Origin of the sequence: Luteimonas yindakuii (assembly GCF_004803715.2) — a bacterium.
Classification (GTDB): Bacteria; Pseudomonadota; Gammaproteobacteria; order Xanthomonadales; family Xanthomonadaceae; genus Luteimonas; species Luteimonas yindakuii.
Genome location: NZ_CP039383.2, coordinates 995,749 through 1,013,574, shown reverse-complemented (window position 1 = coordinate 1,013,574; position 17,826 = coordinate 995,749). Strand labels below are relative to the sequence as shown.

The 17,826-nt window shown below is 70.2% G+C and carries 14 protein-coding genes and 1 pseudogene; 3 read left to right on the top strand and 12 right to left on the bottom strand.

Annotated features, from left to right (window positions below):
• Positions 1–67: 67 nt before the first annotated feature.
• Positions 68–1,362 (top strand): annotated as a pseudogene (locus tag E5843_RS04575) (polyhydroxyalkanoate depolymerase); the annotation flags it as partial.
• A 177-nt stretch (positions 1,363–1,539) separates the two neighbouring features.
• Here E5843_RS04575 and E5843_RS04570 read toward each other — a convergent pair.
• On the bottom strand, positions 1,540–2,448 hold the full coding sequence (locus tag E5843_RS04570; RefSeq protein ID WP_136411965.1) for a sensor domain-containing protein: 909 nt from the start codon (positions 2,446–2,448) through the stop codon (positions 1,540–1,542).
• Positions 2,445–2,822 carry a PadR family transcriptional regulator gene (locus E5843_RS04565; RefSeq protein WP_136411964.1) on the bottom strand — a complete coding sequence of 126 codons (378 nt, stop codon included), beginning with the start codon at positions 2,820–2,822 and terminating at the stop codon, positions 2,445–2,447. The genes E5843_RS04570 and E5843_RS04565 overlap by 4 nt, the downstream gene beginning before the upstream one ends.
• A gap of 154 nt (positions 2,823–2,976) precedes the next feature.
• Here E5843_RS04565 and E5843_RS04560 point away from each other — a divergent pair, with 154 nt between their 5' ends.
• On the top strand, positions 2,977–3,891 hold the full coding sequence (locus E5843_RS04560) for a peptidylprolyl isomerase (protein ID WP_136411963.1): 915 nt from the start codon (positions 2,977–2,979) through the stop codon (positions 3,889–3,891).
• Between the two features lie 91 nt (positions 3,892–3,982).
• On the top strand, positions 3,983–4,285 hold the full coding sequence (locus E5843_RS04555; protein WP_134672898.1) for a hypothetical protein: 303 nt from the start codon (positions 3,983–3,985) through the stop codon (positions 4,283–4,285).
• A 16-nt stretch (positions 4,286–4,301) separates the two neighbouring features.
• Here the strand turns inward: E5843_RS04555 and E5843_RS04550 are convergent, their stop codons facing one another.
• From E5843_RS04550 to E5843_RS04505, 10 genes are all read right to left on the bottom strand, one after another.
• Positions 4,302–4,655, bottom strand: coding sequence for a GFA family protein (locus tag E5843_RS04550; RefSeq protein WP_136411962.1), 354 nt, complete (start codon positions 4,653–4,655; stop codon positions 4,302–4,304).
• Positions 4,656–4,730: 75 nt separating this feature from the next.
• Positions 4,731–6,554 (bottom strand): carboxypeptidase regulatory-like domain-containing protein, encoded by a 1,824-nt coding sequence (locus E5843_RS04545; RefSeq protein ID WP_141065716.1) that lies wholly within the window; start codon positions 6,552–6,554, stop codon positions 4,731–4,733.
• A gap of 79 nt (positions 6,555–6,633) precedes the next feature.
• Positions 6,634–8,886 carry a DUF4175 domain-containing protein gene (locus E5843_RS04540; RefSeq protein ID WP_141065715.1) on the bottom strand — a complete coding sequence of 751 codons (2,253 nt, stop codon included), beginning with the start codon at positions 8,884–8,886 and terminating at the stop codon, positions 6,634–6,636.
• Positions 8,883–10,034, bottom strand: coding sequence for a BatA domain-containing protein (locus E5843_RS04535; protein WP_141065714.1), 1,152 nt, complete (start codon positions 10,032–10,034; stop codon positions 8,883–8,885). Before E5843_RS04535 ends, E5843_RS04540 begins: the two co-directional genes overlap by 4 nt.
• Positions 10,034–10,927, bottom strand: a complete 894-nt coding sequence (locus E5843_RS04530) for a DUF58 domain-containing protein (RefSeq protein ID WP_136413028.1) — start codon at positions 10,925–10,927, stop codon at positions 10,034–10,036. Before E5843_RS04530 ends, E5843_RS04535 begins: the two co-directional genes overlap by 1 nt.
• Positions 10,924–11,913, bottom strand: a complete 990-nt coding sequence (locus E5843_RS04525) for an AAA family ATPase (protein ID WP_208542793.1) — start codon at positions 11,911–11,913, stop codon at positions 10,924–10,926. Before E5843_RS04525 ends, E5843_RS04530 begins: the two co-directional genes overlap by 4 nt.
• Positions 11,914–11,974: 61 nt before the next feature.
• Positions 11,975–12,676, bottom strand: coding sequence for a DUF4159 domain-containing protein (locus tag E5843_RS04520; protein WP_141065713.1), 702 nt, complete (start codon positions 12,674–12,676; stop codon positions 11,975–11,977).
• 228 nt (positions 12,677–12,904) lie between these two features.
• A complete protein-coding gene (locus E5843_RS04515) occupies positions 12,905–14,239 on the bottom strand; it encodes a TldD/PmbA family protein (RefSeq protein WP_136411957.1) in 1,335 nt (444 codons plus the stop codon).
• 17 nt (positions 14,240–14,256) lie between these two features.
• Complete coding sequence (locus tag E5843_RS04510) at positions 14,257–15,888, bottom strand: TldD/PmbA family protein (RefSeq protein ID WP_166815896.1); 1,632 nt, start codon at positions 15,886–15,888, stop codon at positions 14,257–14,259.
• Between the two features lie 142 nt (positions 15,889–16,030).
• Positions 16,031–17,659 carry a TldD/PmbA family protein gene (locus E5843_RS04505; protein WP_166815894.1) on the bottom strand — a complete coding sequence of 543 codons (1,629 nt, stop codon included), beginning with the start codon at positions 17,657–17,659 and terminating at the stop codon, positions 16,031–16,033.
• Between the last annotated feature and the right edge of the window lie 167 nt (positions 17,660–17,826).

Below are 17,826 nucleotides of genomic sequence, written 5' to 3'. Positions count from 1 at the left end.
GGCGGAGTGCAGCCGGATCCGATATGCTGCGACGCAGCATCCAGACGCCCGCGAGGCGCAACCGCTTATGTTCCTCTACCAGCTCCACGAATTCGGCCGCGCCTTCCTGGCACCCCATGCCTACTGGGCGGAAGCCAACGCCAAGGTGTTTTCCGCGCCCGGCAGCCTGCTGTCGACGCTGCCCGGCGCCGACCAGTTCTCGGCCGCCAGCGAACTGTTCCACCGCATCGCCAAGGACTACGAGAAGCCGGAGTTCGGCATCCACTCGGTTGAGGTGGATGGCAGCGTGTATCCGGTTGTCGAACGCGAGGTCGCGCGCAAGCCGTTCTGCCGCCTGCTGCGCTTCAAGCGTTTCAGCGACGACGCCGGCGCGATCGGCGAGATGAAGGGCCAGCCGCCGGTGCTGGTGGTGGCGCCGCTGTCGGGCCACCACGCCACTCTGTTGCGCGACACCGTGCGCACCCTGCTGCGCGACCACAAGGTGTACATCACCGACTGGGTCGACGCGCGCATGGTGCCGACCGGGGACGGTGTGTTCACGCTGGACGACTACGTCGCCTACATCGAGGACTTCATCCGCCAGATCGGCGCCGACGACCTGCACGTGATCAGCGTCTGCCAGCCGACCGTGCCGGTGCTGGCCGCGGTGTCGCTGATGGCCGCACGCGGCGAGACCACGCCGCGTTCGCTGGTGCTGATGGGCGGGCCGATCGATGCCCGCGAGTCACCGACGTCGGTCAACAACCTCGCCACCCAGCGACCGCTGTGGTGGTTCGAGAACAACCTCATCCACCAGGTGCCGGTGAACTACCCGGGCCGCGGCCGCCGCGTGTATCCGGGGTTCCTGCAGCATTCGGGTTTCATGGCGATGAACCCCGAGCGCCACTTCATGTCGCACTGGGATTTCTACCGCAACCTGGTCAAGGGCGATCTCGACGACGCGCAGTCGCACCGCCGTTTCTACGACGAATACAACGCGGTGCTCGACATGCCGGCCGAGTACTACCTCGACACCGTGCGCATCGTGTTCCAGCAACACCTGCTGCCACGCGGAACCTGGGACGTGGCCGGCGAGCGCGTGACGCCGGCGGCGATCGCCAACACCGCCATCCTCACCATCGAGGGCGAGCTGGACGACATCTCCGGGCTCGGCCAGACCCGCGCCGCGCACGCACTGTGCACCGGCGTGCCGGAAGCGCACCGCGCGCACATCACCGTGGACGGCGCCGGCCACTACGGCATCTTCAGCGGCCGCCGCTGGCGCACCCAGGTGTATCCGCAGGTGCGCGATTTCATCGCTGGCTATGCGGGCGCGCGTATTGCGTCGACGACGACGGCGGCACGGTCACCCCGCTCCGGCGCGGCCTGACGGCCCTACAAGCATGCAGGCCTAGTAGCGAGCCCCTCTCCCGTTTTGCGGGAGAGGGGTTGGGGTGAGGGCAGAAGGCAGGGGCAGCAGCTCGAAGCCGCCCTCATCCCGCGCTACGCGCCACCTTCTCCCGCGAGCGGGAGCGGGAGAAGGGCGTGGACGACGCTTGCTTACGCGTACTGCGCGGTCTTGACCAGCAGATGCTTGGCCAGCAGCCCGTGGACGCGGCCGATCGCGAGCGCCATGTGCAGGGTGACGAACAGCAGCAACGCCCCGACGAGCGACACCACCGGCAGCAGCCACGGAGTGTCCTGAGCGAGGTCGAAGCCGAACATCCATACGTTCAGTTCGAACCCGGGCAACAGTGCCAACGGCGCCACCAGCAGGCCGAGCGAAAGGCTGCCCATCGCCACGGCGACGGTGAAATAGAAGATGCCCAACGGCAGCATCAGCAGCATGTACAGGAGCGTGCTCCAGCTGCGCGGGTCGGTGAACATGTCGCCGATGCGCTGCAGGATGCTGCGCCCGCGGGCGTTGTACAGCGGCCTGCGTGGCATGCGCTCACCCAGCATCACCTCGACGATGCGCCCTTCCACCAGCGACAGGATGCGCACCGAGCCGAAGAACAGGATCACGAACGGGATGCCGATGATGAGGATCGCAAGCCCCGCCGACAGCGACAGCCCCGCCACCACCCAGGTGAAGTAGAAGATGCCGGTGGCCAACGCCAGCACCATGTAGAACAGCGAGGCATAGGCGCGCGGATCCGCGGCGACACCGAAGAAGCGGCCCGCCAGCGATGCCCGTGGCTTCGGCGGCGGCGCGCGCAGCGCGGTCTGCACGGTGACTTCGGTATCGCGGTAGATGTCGGCGACCTCTTCCGGTGCGCCATAGCTCGACGCCACCGCGGCGATCACTTCGGCCTCGCTGCGGCCGGGATTCTCGGCAAGCTCGGAGCGCAGGTATTCCTCGGCGTCGTACAGCGCGTCCTGGATCAGGGCGGGATCGGCCCCGGCCAGCGAGCGCCGCAGGTGCTCGAGGTATTCGGGGATCGTCGTCGGCAACCGGTTGGCGTTCATGCAGGCACTCCCTTGAGGACGGTATCGACGGAATCGCGGGTGGCACTCCAGGCCTCGATCCAGTGGCCCAGCACCTCGCGCCCGGCGGCGGTGATCCGGTAATAGCGGCGCGGCGGCCCCGAGATCGAGGGCTCGACGTGGCTGGCCAGCAGGCCCGCGGCTTCGAGGTTGCGCAGCACCGGATAGAGCGCGCTCTGCTTGCCGGCCAGCACCCCGCCATCCACGCCTTCGAGCTGCTTGGCGATCTGGTAGCCGTACATCGGCTCGACCGCCACGGCCAGCACCGCCAGCAGCACCAGCGACACCGTGCCCGCGCTCAGTTCCTTCTGGAACTTGCGCAGTTGCACGGCGACGGCGGATTCGTAGCTGGTCATGGCGTGGGGGAGACGAGGCGTTCGCTAGGTCGAGATCGATGCTATTGGCAAGTTCGCACTAGCGGATGTGCCGGAAGTCGGGGGGAGCGCTCGGAGCCCCATCCACCGCGGTTCCGGCGAGAATCGAACGCTCACCGTCCAGGGGAATCCGAAGATGTCGCCACGCGTCCTGCACCTGTCCATGTTGTGCGCCGCCCTCCTGCTGTCGCCCGCCTTCGCGGCGGACCCGCCGCCGCCACCGACCACGCAGGAGCTGCTCGACGCCTCGCAGGCCGCGGACTGGCGCACGCCCGATCCCGCCAACCTGCTCTACATCGACCTCGAGGCCGGTCGCGTGGTGGTGGAGCTGGCGCCGCGGTTCGCGCCGGAGCACGTGGCCAACATCCGCACGCTCGCGCGCCAGCGCTTCTGGGACGGCCAGACCATCTACCGTTCGCACGACAACTTCGTGGTCCAGTTCGGCGCCAATGTCGAGGACGCGGCGGCCGGCCCGCCGCTGGGTGACGCACGTGCCCAACTGCCGGCGGAATTCGAGCGCGCGTCGGCGGGGCTGGCCTTCCATCGCCTGCCCGATCCGGATGGCTGGGCGCCCGAGGTCGGCTTCGTCGACGGCATGCCCGCCGCGCGCGATCCTGCGGGCGGGCTGGCGTGGATGGCGCACTGCTACGGGGTGCTGGGTGCCGGCCGCGGCATGGCGGCGGACTCCAGCAACGGCACCGAGCTGTACGTGGTGATCGGGCAGTCGCCGCGACAGCTCGACCGCAACATCACCCAGGTGGGTCGCGTGCTGCAGGGGATGGAACTGCTGAGCGCGCTGCCACGCGGCAGCGGGCCGCTCGGCTTCTACGAGGACAGGGCGCAGGCCACGCCGATCCGCGCGATCCGCCTTGCGTCCGAAGTGCCACAAGCCGAGCGCACCGCACTCGAGGTGTTGCGTACCGATACGCCGCTGTTCGACGCGGTGGTGGAATCGCGCCGCAACCGTCGCGACACCTGGTACCTGCACCCGGCCGGGCACATCGACCTGTGCAACGTGCCGGTGCCGGTGCGCACGCCGCCGCAGCGTTGAGACGTCGCTGATGCAAGGCGGTGCCGTCACGCCGCCTTCCCGAAAGCGTGCCTAGCCTGCCGGTCCATCCCGAACGAGAGAGCTGTCGTCCATGCCCATGCTCCGCATCCGCATCACCGGCGAGGACGATACCGTCCGCGGCATCATGAACCTGCTGCAGAGCCTGGACGGCATCGAACACGTCGAGGAAGTCGCCGACCTCATGCCGCATATGGATGACGACGACTCCAGCTCCGCCGGGCTGGCCGAGGAGCGCGGGCCGAACATGCACGAGATCGAGATCGACGCGCCGAACGAATCCACCGCGCGCAAGGTGCGCGAGGCGGTGACCGAGCTGGCCTACCAGCTTGGCGCGATCGTCGAGTTCGAGGACGACGAGGAAGACACGCGCTGAGACGTGCCGCGCAGGGTTAGAACTCCGCGCCGTTGACCTGCACCACCGTCAGCGTCGCCAGGTCGACGTCGTCCAGGCAACGCACGTTGACCGCCACCGTCGCGTTGCCCTGCGGATCGGTGCCTTCGCTGAAGGGCGCGATGCCGCACACCGCGCAGAAATGATGCTGGAGCTGCCGCCGATTGAAGCGGTAGGTGGACAGGTCCTCGGGCGCGGTCTTCAGCTCCAGCGCGGTGCGCGGGAAGAACGCGAGCAGGCCGCCACGCCGGCGGCACATCGAACAGTTGCAGTCATACACCTCACCGAGGCCATCGTCGGCATCGAGCGTGTAGGCGATCCGTCCGCAATGACAGCTGCCTTGGTAGTGCATGGGTGGGCTCCGGTGGGCGGGTTCGGTGAGTCTAGGACCGATCCGGCAGGCGCGGGAACGTTGGATTCGCGCTCCTTACCGACCGGCAGTCGGCACCCCAGCGCGCCTGCCCGCCGGGCCTGCCTGACCCGTTATGCCGTGATCTTCGCGCGGTCGCCCCGGCCGACTGCGTTCGAACCACCACAACGCGGCCGAGACGGCGAGCCACGCGAGCCACCATGGCCACGATGGTCCGGGGCTGGTCTGTGTCGGTCCCACGTTATTCGTGGCCGGGCAGTCGCGGTCGCACGGCGCGACCAGCGCCAGCGTCGTTTCGGCCCGGTGTGCGGCGCGCACTGTCGGCAGGGCAGCTTCGGAATGGACATGGAAGGCCGCGCGCGGCGCGTCGTCGCCTTCGACGACCACCCGGTGCCAGCCCGGCTGGCGTGGCCAGTAACCGGCGCAGGCTCCATTGCCATCCGGGTGGCCCCACAGCGGTGACCCGCTGCCATCGGGTGCGACCACACGTGCATCCGTACCCGCACCACAGATGGTCACCCGCTCGTCGGCGAACGCCGGCCACCCGATGCGCACGGGCGCAGCGGCCTGCGCGCGCGCGGCCGTCGCCACCGCCTCGCGCCACAGCTGCGCATGCAGGTCGGCGCGGCCGGACAGCACCAGCCGGTAGCTGTCCTGCAGCGTCCAGACCAGCACGCGGCCCAGGCCATGCGGGCGCCACCAGGCCCATGGCCCGCCCCCGGCACCGGTTCCAAGCGCGACGGCGTCCGCGCCTTCGACTGCCAGTTGCCGCCGCAGCAGCGGTGGGATCGGCGCCTGTGCCTGCTCGAGGTCGAACGGTGCATCGGCGGTGCCGGCACCGAGTCGCGCACGCAGGGCCCCGGCATCGCCGCTGCCCGTTGCGGCCAGTTGCACCGGCACCGTGCCCTGCCCACCCGCAAGGCGGAAGCCGCCTGTTGCCAGACCGGCAGGAATGCCCGGCGCGTCCGCGCGTACCACCAGGCCCATGCCGGCCTCGACCGCGGCAAGCACCGCTGTGCGCCCGCCCGCACCCAGGCCCGACCACGCGCGGGCATCGATGACGAGCACATCGGTGCGCCGCAGGGCCGCGGCATCGACACCGCCGCCATCGCCGAGGGCCATGCCGCCACCCAGGGCGATCCGCGCCTGCACCGGAAGCCCGGCATCCGTCGCCCAGCGGCGCAGGAAGCGCGTCTCCGCGTTGGGCGCACCGGCGAGCAGGCGCAGCGCGGGAGTCGAAGCTGCCTCGAGCCACAGGTGCAGCGCCTCGTCGGAGACCTGTGCCCCCCGGCCATCGCGCAGGCGCAGGCCGAACAGCGCGGGGCCCGCGGCGAAGGTCGGCGCCTGCAGGCGGAAACCACCGCCATCGTCGAGTGCCGCGCTGTCCACCCGCACGCCGGCAGGATCGAGCAGTTCCGCACTGCCCCCGGCCAGGCCGTTGGCCCGGCCATGTATCCGCAGCGTGTCGCCCGCCACCGTGCTGGCCGGCAGGGACAGCTCCGTGAGACCCGTCGCCTGCAGCGGCGGTTCGAATTCCACCGCGAGGCCGGCGGGCAGGTCACGGTCGCGGGCAATGAGCCCGTCGCCCAGCACCCGCAACACGCGGGTGTCGGGGTGCAGGCGCAGGGCGGTGGCCAGATCCGGCACCCGCAGCACTCCCGCGGTGGCGTCGGCTTCCGGCAGGGCGACGGCCTTTGCCTCCGACTCCACCCGCGCCGGCTCGCCGCCGGCGGTCAGCACCGTCAACGTGGCCTCGGGTTGCAGGCGCGCCGGCGGATGCACCGCCAGCACCAGCAGCAGGGCCCACAGCGGCTGCGCCAGCAACAGCAGGGCCAGACGCCAGCCGCGGCGCGCGCCCCGGCCGGTGCGCGCAGCTGCCACCGCACGATGCGCACGCAGGCCAGCAGGGCGATGGCGCTGGCCACGGTCGCGGTGGCTGCCAGCGAAGGCGTGGACAACATCATTCGGACTGCTCCGCGGCGTCGCGCAGTGCACGCAGGTAACGTGCGCCGGTGTCATCGCCCACGCGCGGCGCGATGCCGCCGGCCGGCCTGCGCATCGCCTGCCACAGCAGTCCGCGCAGGGTGTCGCGGCAGTCGCTGCAGGCGGGATCGTTGCGCACCGCGTCGATCGCGGCGACCAGCGCCAGCGGGTCGTCGAGCCGCGCACCGCCGGGCCAGGCCTGCAGCGTGTCGAGCACCGGGGCCGGGTCCGCCGCCGCATCGCCCAGTGCCCACCACGCCTCGTGCAGTCGGGCCTCAGCGGCCGGCGTAGCCAGCGACGGCAGACCGCGCGAGGCCAGCCCCTCGCGGTCCCCGCCCAAGCGTCGACCCTCGTCGATCGGCGGCAGCTGCGCACCGACCCGGGCCAGGTAGATGCGGTCGGATTCCTGCACCTGCTTGATCAGCTCCAGCGCGCGATTGGCGTAGGGCAACGCGGCCGACGGGTCGGCCTGGCGCAGGTGCAGTTCCGACTGCCACATCTCGCCGAGCGCGCGGCGCAGGGTTTCGCGGGTCTTCGGATCGAGCAGGGTCGCGGCCTCGGGAATGTCGTGGGTATGGCCGAACGCCGCCACCACGTCGCCGGCGCGGCCGAACACGCCATCGGCGGGTGCGCCGTCGGCATGGTCGTGGTCGTCCCCGTCGGCATCGGCGCGGGTGGGCGTCGACGTGTCATGGTCGTGGCCCTGGCCCTGCTGCCCCGGTGGCGGCGCGGGCGGCAGCGCATCGGAGCCGTCCGCGAAGATGCCGCCCGGCGACACCGCGGGCCGCGGCGGCGGGGGCGCACGGTCGTGGCCTTCGACGGGCGGCGCCTGCGGTGCGCCCTCCGATTCCTCGCCGAGGAACTGGCCATAGCGCAGCCGCAACAGCCGCTGGTCGACGCCGAGCGAATCGGAGCGCTGTTGGAAACGCGATGTGTCCAGCTGCGCGCGTTCGGCAATCAATGCCTCGGCATCGATGATGATCTGCCGCTGGCTGCGGAAGTACGCCGGCAGCACCTGCCGCGCGAGTCCTTCCAGCCCGGCGACATCCGGTGGCGCGGGCGGCGGCCAGCGCAGGATCACGCTGGCGCTGCGCCCGGCCTGCGGCTGCGGCTGGCGCAGGTCGCTGACCTCGAGCCGGGCCACCAGGTCCTCGCCAGGCTGCAGGCCGAAATCGGCGATCTCGAGCGTGGTGGCATAGCGGCGCAGGCGCGGCGCGCCCTGCCCGGCCAGCGTTCGCACGTGCTCGTGGAAGGTCTGGTTCTCGCCGCTGCCTTCGGTGCGCACGATCCGCAGCCGCGCCTGCGCCGCCACCCCGTGGTCGTCGCTGGCCTCGAACACCAGCCGCCACTGGCGCTGGCCATCGACACGCAACTGCAGCGTAGCCTCCGGCTCCAGCACGCGTACCTGTGGCGCACGATCGGCGACGGCGTCGAGACGGTGCAGCGGCGGCGGTGGCTGCTCGGCGGCACCGGCGATGCGCAGGCGGTACAGGCGCGAGCGTTGCAGCCGCTGCGTGGCGATCCAGTGGTCGCCCTCGCGTTGCAGGGCGAGGCGTTCCCCATCGAGGAACTCGAGTTCGACCGCCGCGGGCTGCGGTGCGATCCGCAGGCGCCAGGTCAGCAGCGAACCGGCAGGCGCCTTCGCATCGAGTACCGCCACGGTCTGTGCGTCGAGGCCGGTATACGTCGGCGGCTCGATGCGCAGCACCGAGGCTTGCAGCCGCGGCGCTGCCGTGGCGGCAACAGTGGCGTCTTGCGCGCTGCCTGCAGGCGCGCGACCAACCCCGTCGAACGGCCACCATGCCAGCAGTGCGAACACCCCGGCTGCTACGCCCCACGACAGCGCCAGCGCGCGCCACGGCCACGGCGCGCGCAGGTCCGGCGGCGGCTGCACGCGCAGGCGCTCTTCCAGCCGCGCGCGCTGCAGCTGCTGCAACGGCCGCAGGGAGGCCGGGTCGGCGAACAGCAGCGCGGCGCTGTCGTCCATGTCGGTACGGCGCGCATCGAGCGCCGACGCAAGCCACGCCTGGTCCATCGTCCGCAGCACGCGCACGACGGCGACCACAAGGCCGAAGCCCGCCAGCAGGGCCACGACCACGGCAACCGCACTGCCGCCGAGCCGCCACCCCAGCACTGCGGCGGCAACCAGCCATGGCAGGCCGAGGAGCAGCCGTACCAGCACCACGTGCGTGCGCGCCTGCCGCCAGCGCATGCGTACCGGGGCGGTCATGGCGTCGCGCCTCGTCGCCGCGACGTCGCCAGCCACCGCGCAGCTCGCGCAGCGATGCCGGCCCAGCGCAGGCAGGGACCGCGCAGCTCGCGCAGCGATGCCGGCCAGCGCAGTTCGGCCTGCACCGGCGCGTAGTCGCTGGCCGGCGCGCGTGTCGGCGCGGCGGGTGGCTGCAACTGCCGCTGCAGCTCGCCGGCGAAACCGGGATCGAGCATCTGCGGCCAGGCGGTGGCCCGCAGCGGCCGTGCGAGATGGATCAGCCGACCCCGCCCATGCCGCGAGGCGCGCGCAAGCAACCCGCCATCCACGTCGCGCCACACGGGCACCGGCGGCGCCGCATCGGCCCAGGTCGCATCGGTGGCAAGCAGCACGGTGCCGCCCTGGGCTGCGAAGTCACGGACCGCCTGCGGCACCTCGCCGACGACCAGCCACGCGAGTACCTGCGTGGCCGGCGGCACCGGCACGTCGATGCCACCGACATCCGCAGCCTCGACCGCCCCTTCCGGCGACCACGCGATGGCGGCGGCGCGCAGGTAACGCACGCCGTCCGCGTGTTCCGCGTCATGGCGGATCGCCAGCCGCAGCGGGGGCTCCACAGCGTCCGCATCGCGTGGCGCAGCCGGCAGCACCTGCCAGTCCACGCCGCGCGACAGGCGCGGCCGTTGCGCATCGGCGCCATCCAGCGGATCGGGCACGTACACGGTCAGCGCGACGGATGCGTCGAGCTCCATGTCGAGCTGGCGCAGCAGGCTGCCGACCGGTACCGCAGCATCGGCATCGGATGAGGGCGCATCGAGCGTCGGCCATCCCGGCAGCAACCAGCGACGCTGCTCGCCCTCGGCCGGTGGCGGTAGCGCCGCCGGATCCACGCCCGGCGCCACCACGCTCCAGCGTTGCATCGATGGTTCGCCCTGCAGCGCCGGCTGCGCCAGCCACAACGCGAACAGCGTGAGCAGCAGCAGGCGCAGCAGCAGCAGTGGCCATTCGTCCAGCCGCACCTGCCGGCGCGGCCTGGCCTTCGCGCGTAGCCAGCGCAGGGCGGCGAACGGCGTGGGCACCAGTGTCTGCCGACGCGCCAGGTGGACCAGCACCGGCAACAGCAACGCCGCCAGCGCGAGCAGGCCTGCCGGCAGCAGCAGCGTCGGCATCAGCGGCGACCCGGCGGGGCGAACAACGCCCGCAGCGGTGCGTCGAGCGGTTGGTCGAGCACGTGCCGCACATGGCGGATCCCCGCTGCGTCGAGGCGCGCGGCCAGTGCGGCCTGCGCGGCGCCGAAGCGTTCGAGGAAGCCGGCGCGCAGCGCGGCGCCATCGCCGGGCAGCACTTCGCCGGTCTCCGGATCCTCGAAGCGGCGACCGCCGCTGTAGTCGAAATCACGCTCGCCGACGGTAAGCAGCTGGATCGCCAGCACCTCGCGGCGTGCCGCGGCCAGCCGCGTGGCGAGATCCACCGACGCGGGATCGAACAGATCGCCGAGCAGCACCACCATGTCATCGGGGCCGATGCGTTCCCACACCAGTGCGAGCCGGTCGCTGCCGGGCCAGGCACCGCTCGCGCGGATACCATCGAGCATCAGCAACTGGCGATCGCGCTGGCGCGGACCGCTGCCCGCATCGACGCCCTCGACCCGGTCATTGCCCACCACCAGCAGGCCGATGCGATCGCCCTGCCCGATCGCCAGCTCGGCGATGGCGAGCGCAAGCTGGCGTGCCGCGTCCAGCCGGCTGAAGCCGGGGCGTGACTCGTCGACCTGGCCCATCGAGGCGCTGGCATCGAGCAGCAGCCACACCGTCAGCGGACTCTCGCGCTCGGCCTCGCGCACGAACAGGCGGTCGCTGCGCGCATAGAGCTTCCAGTCGATCGCCTTCGGTTCGTCGCCCGGCTCGTAGCCGCGGTACTGCGCGAACTCCATGCCGCTGCCGCGTTCGCGGCCACGATGCTGGCCGATGCCGCCACGCGCCAGCGCACGCCGCGGCGCGATGCGCAGGCCGCGCAGGCGTGCGCGCAGTTCGGGCGACAGCGTAAGCACGTCGGTGGTCAGCGCGTGCCCGGAAACGGCACGCGGTCGAGCAAGGCGGTGACGATGTCGTCGGTGCTGCGCTGCTCGGCTTCGGCGGCGAACGACAGCAGCAGGCGGTGGCGCATCACCGGCGCCGCCAGTGCGACGACATCCTCGCGGGTGGCCGCCAGCCGGCCGCGCAGCAGCGCACGTGCCTTCGCTGCCAGCACCAGCGACTGCCCGGCGCGCGGGCCGGCGCCCCAGCGCACGTAGTCGCGCACCGCCTGCGGCGCGCCGTCGCCCGGGCGGCTCGCGCGTACCAGCCGCGCGATCCACGCCAGCAGGTCGTCGCCCACGTGCACCTCGCGCACCAGCGCCTGCAGGGCCAGCACGTCGTCGCCACTCATCACCTGTGGCACCGATGCCCTGGCGCTGCCGGTGGTGCGGACCAGGATGTCGCGTTCCTCGGCCTCGTCCGGATAGCCCAGCACGATCTGCAGCAGGAAGCGGTCGAGCTGCGCCTCCGGCAACGGGTAGGTGCCGGCCTGTTCGATCGGGTTCTGCGTGGCGAGCACGAAGAACGGCGCCGGCAGTCGATGCGTGGTGCCTGCATAGCTCACCGTGTGCTCGGCCATCGCCTCGAGCAATGCGGCCTGGGTCTTGGGCGGGGTGCGGTTGAGCTCGTCGGCCAGCAGCAGGTTGGTGAACACCGGCCCGGGCTGGAAGCGGAACGCACGATGGCCGGTGCCGTGGTCCTCCTCCAGCAGCTCGGTGCCGAGCAGGTCGCTAGGCATCAGGTCGGGGGTGAACTGCACGCGGCGGAAGTCCAGTGCCAGCGCGTCGCCAAGCGTGCGCACCAGCAGCGTCTTGCCGAGGCCGGGCACGCCTTCGAGCAGTGCATGGCCGCCGGCCAGCAGCGCGACCAGCAGCTGCTCGACCACGTCGGCCTGACCGACCACCGCCTGGCCGATGGCGGCACGCAGGTCGTCGAGGCGGCCACGCCAGGCGTCGAGGTCGGATTCGGTGATCGGTGTGCTCATGTGCGGGTCCGGAAAGTGGAAAGAGCGGTCGTCTGCCGCGCGGGCTGCCTCATGCGGTCAATGCATAGACGACGATGTTGACCGCGAACTTCGTGTTGTCCTCGGCCAGGAACCGCTTGTTGCGCCAGTCGTAGTCCCACTCGCAACCGTAGTCCTTGTTGCTGTAGAGCACGCCGAGGCGGCCGTCGATGCTGATGCCCTTGAGATAGTCGTGCACGAGGTCGTCGCCCCAGCCGTTGAGTTCGAAGCTGGTGGCCGGCGGCCCGTCGGGAAACTGGAAGAAGCTGCGGTAGATGCCATGGTTGCCGGGCAGCCTGCGCAATGCATCGCGGCCGAACATCGACGCCATCTGCGCCTCGAACGACTTCGCGAACAGGCCGTCGATGTCGTGGTTGCAGTCGTCGACGAAGACGAAGCCGCCGTTGCGCACATAGCGCTCGAAATTGCGCCGCTCCGCCGGGTTGAACTCCACCAGCTTGTGCCCGGCGAGATAGCAGAACGGTGCCGACAGCATCTTCGGGTCGGCAAGCTCGACGACATGTTCCTCGGGGTCCACGCGCAGGTTGGTGTAGTCGATCAGCGAGGTGATGACGTTGGACGGCATCCGCGCGTCGACGTCCCAGTCACCGGAGTCGTACTTCAGGCGGGTGAACCAGAAGTCGTAGCTCGCCGACTGCGCGCGCAGGCGCGTCGGCAGCGCCAGCAATGCGGCGCTGCCGAGCATGGCCTTGAGGAACTGCGAACGGTTCATGGGGCGACTTCAACTGCGCAAAGCGCCCTCATCCGCCCCTGCGGGGCACCTTCTCCCGTGAACGGGAGAAGGGTTTCGGCATGCACGCGAGCCCTCTGGAACGGCGCCGTCACGGCCGCAGTTCCGCGCAACAGACCCTTCTCCCGCCTGCGGGAGAAGAGCCTGCCCCCGAGACGCCCTTGGTCGGGGGTGCCCCGCAGGGGCGGATGAGGGCCGCCCTGTGCAAGGTCACACCGCGTCGGACAAGGAGCTGAAGGTGAAGTCGCGCAGGCGCATCGGCGGCAGCAGCATCGCGAAGCTCGACTCGTCGCCGGATACCAGCACCGGGCGGCCGAGCTCGTCGATGTTGTTCAACATGATCACCGGTGATTCGTTGAAGCGGAAGTTCTTCACCGGATGCACGATGCGGCCATTCTCGATGTAGAAGGTGCCGTCGCGGGTGAGGCCGGTCAGCAGCACCGTCTGCGGATCGACCATGCGGATGTACCAGGTGCGGGTGACCAGGATGCCGCGGTCGGTGCCGGCCACCAGGTCGGCGGTGGTGGCCTCGCCGCCGGCCATGATCAGGTTGCCCGGCCGGCCGGTGGCGCGCTTGCCCTGCTGCTGCGCCCAGTAACGCGAGTAGTTGAGATTGACGACCTTGCCGTCCTGGATGATCGGCATCGCCTCGCGCGGCAGGCCTTCCTCGTCCCACGGCATCACCGGCGCATCGGGATGCCAGGGATCGGCGGAGATGTTCACCCGCGGGTCGTAGATCTGCTCGCCGAGCTTGTTGCCGCCGCCCGCCTTCGAAAGGAAGCTGCGGCCCTCGTCGGCGGTGCGCGCGTCGAAGAAACGCATCATGAAGGAGATCAGCCCGGCGGCCGCGTGCGGCTCGAGGATCACCGTGTACTTGCCCGGCTCGAGCGCCTTGGCGTCCGCGGATTCGGCGGCCTTGCGCATGGCGACGCGGATGTCGCGGCTGGCATCGAAGTCGCTGGCGTTCTTCAGGCTGCGGCCGACCCAGCCCGAGCCGGTGCCGTCGGCGGTGCGCACGGTGCAGGTGTAGTTGAAGTTGGTTCCCTGCTGGTAGCCGAAGTTGCCGTTGGAATTGGCGAACGCGGTGAAGTTGCGGCTGTCGAGCAGGAAGCCGGCGGCCACCAGGTCGGCATCCCGGCACGGCAGGATCGAATCCGCCGCCACCTGGGCACGGAACTCCGGGGTGATCGCCGCGGTGGATTCGCTGAAGGTCGGGCTCGGGCGGTAGTTCTGCTTGCCGATCGCCGGCATGAACTCCGGGTTCTCCGGCGCCAGCCGGGCCAGGTCCTCGGCACGGCGCACCACGCGCTCCAGCGCGGCATCGTCGAACTCGTTGACGGTGGCGGTGCCCACGCGCTTGCCGAACGCGACCTGCACCGCGAGCTCGACGTTGCTGACGATGCCGCTGGTGGACACGTTGTTGAGCGCGAAGCGGATGTTGCCGTCGACGCCGCCATTGAGGGTGGCGGTGCACTCGTCGGCCGTGGACAGTGCGACGACCTTCTCGAGGATGGTGCGCGCCTGCTCTTCGGTATAGATGGTCATTCCTGCGGGTCTCCTGGTCAGCCGAGCGAGCGGGCGGTGTTGATGATGTTGATGCCGTTGAAGCGGGTCGTCGCCGAACCGTGCGAGACCGCCGAGACCTGGCTCGGCTGGCCCTTGCCGTCGAAGAACGAGCCGCCGAGGCGGTAGTCACGCTCGTCGCAGATGGCCGCGCACGCGCCCCAGAACTCCGGCGTGCGGATCTGGTAGGCGACGTCCTCGACCATGCCGGTGATCTCGCCGTTCTTGATCCCGTAGTAGAGCTGGCCGCCGAACTGCGCGTTGTAGCGCTGCTGGTCGATCGAGAACGAGCCGTCGCCGACGATGTAGATGCCGTCCTCGACGTCCTTGATCATTTCGGCCACGGTCAGCGGTGTCTTGCCCGCCGCCAGCGAGACGTTGGCCATGCGCTGGAACTGCACGCTCGACCAGGAGTCGGCATAGCAGCAGCCGTCGGATTCGGTCTTGCCGACGATGTGCGCCTGGTCGCGGATGGTCTGGTAATCGACCAGGGTGCCGTCGCGCACCAGGTCCCAGCGCTTGGTCGGCACGCCCTCGTCGTCGTAGGCGACCGCGCCGAGGCTGCCCGGCTGGGTCTTGTCGGCGAACAGGGTGACGATGTCGCTGCCGTATTGCAGGTTGCCGCGCTTGTCGAGCGTGGCGAAGCTGGTTCCGGCGTAGTTGGCCTCGTAGCCGAGCACGCGGTCGAGTTCGAGCGGATGGCCGACGTTCTCGTGGATGGTCAGCCACAGGTTCGACGGATCGAGCACGAGGTCGTAGCGGCCCGGCTTCACCGACGGCGCGGTGAGCTTCTCCTGCGCCTGCTTCGCGGCGGCGATGGCGTCCTCGCGCATGTCGTACGAGCTGCCGTAGTTCACCACCCCGTTGGGCGAGACGTACTTCTGCGAGGCATCGCCATCGAGGTATTCGTAGCCCATGCCCATTGGCGACGACAGCCCGGCACGGGTGCGGAACTTGCCGGTGCCCTTGTCGATGGCGGTAACGGTCATCGGCACCCAGATGCGGTGCACGTCCTGGTCGATGTAGGAGCCGTCGGTGGAGGCGAAGTACTTCTGCTCGTTGACCAGGAACATCATCGAATTGACGAAGCTGGCACCGGCACCCATGGCCGCGGCGTTGACGCCGAGCAGCAGGTCGACCTTCTCCTTGACCGGCACTTCCATGCTGTTCTTGCGGATCGGCGTGCGCCACGACACTTCGCCCAGCGACGGCGCCGGCGCCAGGCGCACCGGCTCGGTCTGGATCTTCGCGTTGGCACGCGCGATGGCGGTGGCCTGGCGCGCGGCCTCGGCCACGCCGTCAGCGGTGAGCGTGTTGGTCGCGGCGAAGCCCCAGGCGCCGTTGGCGATCACCCGCACGCCGACACCGGTCGATTCGGTGTTGACCACGTTCTGCACCTTGTCCTCGCGGGTCATCACGAACTGGCGCAGGTAGCGGCCGATGCGCACGTCGCAGTAGCTGGCGCCGGCGCCGGTCGCCGCCTGCAGCGCGGAATCGGCAAGCCGCTTCTTCGTGGCCACGTCGATGGTGGTGAGCAGTTCGTCGGCGGCGATCGCGCGCCCGAACACCGATGGCAGGACGAGCCCGCCGATGCCAAGGCCGCCGAGGGCCAGGAAGTCGCGTCGTTGCAAGGCAGTCTCTCCTTTGGAGCGAGGATTCGCGATTGGGACGGGATGATCGGTGCCGGGTGATCGGATGGCGGCAGTTCGTGATTCGTGATTCGGAACAGCAAGAGCGAAACGTATCCGCTCTCCAATCACCAATCACGGATCTTCAAAGACTCCTCGCCGTATTGATGATGTTGATGCCGTCGAAGCGCGTGGTCGCCGAGCCGTGGGACACCGCCGACACCTGCCCCGGCTGCCCCTTGCCGTCGAAGAACGAGCCGCCGAGGCGGAAATCGCGCTCGTCGCAGATGGCCGAACAGGCGTTCCAGAACTCCGGCGTGCGGATCTGGTAGGCGGCATCCTCGACCATGCCGGTGATCTCGCCGTTGCGGATCTCGTAGAACAGCTGGCCACCGAACTGCGAGTTGTAGCGCTGCTGGTCGATCGAATAGGAGCCGCGGCCGTGCACGTAGAGGCCGCGCTCGACGCCGGCGATCATCTGCGCCACCGTCAGCGGCGCCTTGCCGGGTGCAAGCGAGACGTTGGGCATGCGCTGGAACTGCACGCTCGACCACGAATCGGCATAGCAGCAGCCGTCGGATCCCGCCTTGCCGAGGATGTGCGCCTGGTCGCGGGTGGCCTGGTAGTCGACGAGGATGCCGTCGCGCACCAGGTCCCAGCGTCTGGTCGGTACGCCCTCATCGTCGTAGCCGACCGCGCCGAGGCTGCCGGGCCGGGTCTTGTCGGCGAACAGGGTGACGATGTCGCTGCCCCACCGGTAGCTGCCGCGCTTGTCGAGCGTGGCGAAGCTGGTGCCGGCGTAGTTGGCCTCGTAGCCGAGCACGCGGTCGAGCTCCAGCGGGTGGCCGACGTTCTCGTGGATGGTCAGGAACAGGTTGGATGGATCGACCACCAGGTCGTACTTGCCGGGCTGCACCGATGGTGCACGCAGCTTCTCCTGCGCCTGGCGGGCGGCGGCGACCGCGTCCTCGCGCATGTCGTAGCTGCGGCCATACGCGACCACGCCGCCCGGCAGCTCGAAGCGCTGCGAGCGGTCGCCGTCGAGGTATTCATAGCCCATGCCCATCGGTGCCGACAGCCCGTCGCGGGTGCGGAACTTCCCACTGGCCTTATCGATCGCGGTCACCGTGAAGGGCACCCAGATGCGGTGCACGTCCTGGTCGATGTAGGAGCCGTCGGTGGAGGCGAAGTACTTCTGCTCGTTGATGACGAACATCCGCGAGCTGACGAAGCTGGCACCGGCGCCCATCGCCGCGGCGTTGACGCCCAGCAGCAGCTCGACCTTCTCCTCGACCGGGACTTCCATGCCGTTGCGCACGACCGGCGTGCGCCAGTCCACCTCGCCAAGCGCCGGTGCCGGGGCCAGCCGCACGGGTTCGACCTGCAGGCGCGCATTGGCGCGCGCGATTGCCGCCGCCTGCCGCGCGGCGTCGGCCACCGCCAGCGTGGTCAGCGTGTTGGTGGCCGCGAAGCCCCAGGCGCCATCGACGATGACGCGGATGCCGGCGCCGATCGACTCGCCGTTAACGACGTTCTCGACCTTGTCCTCGCGCGTCATCACGTACTGGCGCAGGTAGCGGCCGATGCGCACGTCGCAGTAACTGGCGCCGGCATCGCGTGCGGCCTGCAGGCCGGCATCGGCGAGCGGCTTCTTCATCGCGGCGTCGAGCGGCGTGGCCAGCACCTCGGCGGCGACGGCGCGGCCGAACCAGCCCGGCACCAGGGCACCGGCGGCGCCAAGGCCACCGAGGGCGATGAAGTCACGTCGTTTCAAGGCAGTGCTCCAGCGTGCATCACGGGGATGCGGGTGTGTCACCGACACATGCCGGCCCTCCCCGATTCTCGACACTGCGGCGCGTGAAAGGCATAGGCCGATGGTCATGCCTGCAATGCAGGGTGCGCACATCGGGCGTGGCGACTACGCTTGCTGCCTGACCGTTT